General features: G+C 49.4%; 1 protein-coding gene. It reads right to left on the bottom strand.

Going from position 1 to position 1,422, the window contains the following annotated elements; genetic code table 11:
• Positions 1 to 1,334: histidine kinase dimerization/phospho-acceptor domain-containing protein (locus B149_RS0115995; protein ID WP_018126166.1), on the bottom strand; the 1,334-nt coding region annotated here is incomplete at its 3' end.
• Positions 1,335 to 1,422: the final 88 nt, after the last annotated feature.

Genomic DNA, 1,422 nt, shown 5'->3' with positions numbered 1-1,422 from the left:
AGTCGATCAACTTCCGAGGTCATGACCTCTGCTGCCTTTCGATTGTCGCTGCCTTCATCAAAAAGGGAGCCGAAGTATGTTGCATAGCCCTTGATGGAACTCAGAGGGTTGCGCACCTCATGAGCAACACCTGCGGCAAGATGACCAATAGCTGCCATTCTATCGGCTTTGCGAACCTCTTCTTGGAGTTCTTTGACCTGACTCAGGTCGCGAACCATAAATAACTGGCCAACATTGACTCCCTCTTCGGTGATGATATCAGTTACAACCGCCGCTATAGGCAACTTATGTCCGTCATTCAACGCAAGCTCCATTTCTTTCTCAACTACCTGCTGCTCTGTATTTACTGAGGAGCGAAGCACCCAGAGTTCATCGGGCAAGAGGGTTTTGGCCTGTTGTCCCACAATCCGTGTGATATCATCATAATCACGTGCCAACAGAGCAAGGGCAATGTCGTTTGCATAGGTGATTCGTCCATCAGGATCGCATACAACCAGACCTTCTGGGATGTTCGCTACCATCTCTGCGGTCAACGCTTGAGAGTCCTGCAAAAGCTTCTTGGACCGTGTGTGGCTTTGCATCCAGAACAAAGACACCACGCCACCAAGGCCCAAGAGCAGCAGGATACCTGACATGGTCAATGTTAATGAAACGTCTTCGGCAATGGCCTCTTCGAACGGAGCTACGTCCATACCAATAAATATGGCAGGTCGTTCGGCTGGGTCCAATATCCTGTCCTGTTTAAGTCCACTCATCCAGCCCGGTTGGCACCAATCATCGGACATGCCTCCTGACTGTCTGCCCATCATACGCTGCATCATCTGGCTTCTTCTTTGCTGCATTGCTGCAGGCAGGCCAGACTGAGTGCGCTGTGCCCAAGCAGGAAGGAATCGCTTGAACACCTCGAAAGACTTTGTGCCTTCGGGTTCATCTACGACACGCCACTGAGAATCCTTGGTGACAGCCAACTCGGTCAAATCCTTTTCGGAGATAAACTGCTGACCGATTTCAACTTCATTACTATGCGCCAGAATTTCTCCGGAGGAGTCTACCACGGCAATGTAGAGGATGTCGGGTTGGGTCGCGATTTCTTGCATCAACACTTGCAGGTTGGGTCCCTCACCGAGCATGCCCATCATTCCAGTGCGTGTTCCTGCTTCAAAGGCTTTGATCAAGGCCGAGCCTTTCTCACTGAGCACCCGTCCCATATATTGTTTTTCGCGATTGTAATTCATGAATGCCAAAACGAGCACCACGATTACAAGGATAAGGCTCATCCCGATAACAGCCCAAGGCGACATATTTCCCAAAAAATTGTTGATTCTTTTCTTCATTATTCGGCTTTCCTTTTTCAGATCGAGACAGCCTGGCTAAAATTTAGACACTCTGCATGCCTCATGTGTACACTTTTTAAGCACTCAC

This window comes from Desulfovibrio oxyclinae DSM 11498 (assembly GCF_000375485.1).
GTDB classification, from domain to species: domain Bacteria; phylum Desulfobacterota; class Desulfovibrionia; order Desulfovibrionales; family Desulfovibrionaceae; genus Pseudodesulfovibrio; species Pseudodesulfovibrio oxyclinae.
This window is presented reverse-complemented; position numbering and strand designations above follow the sequence as displayed.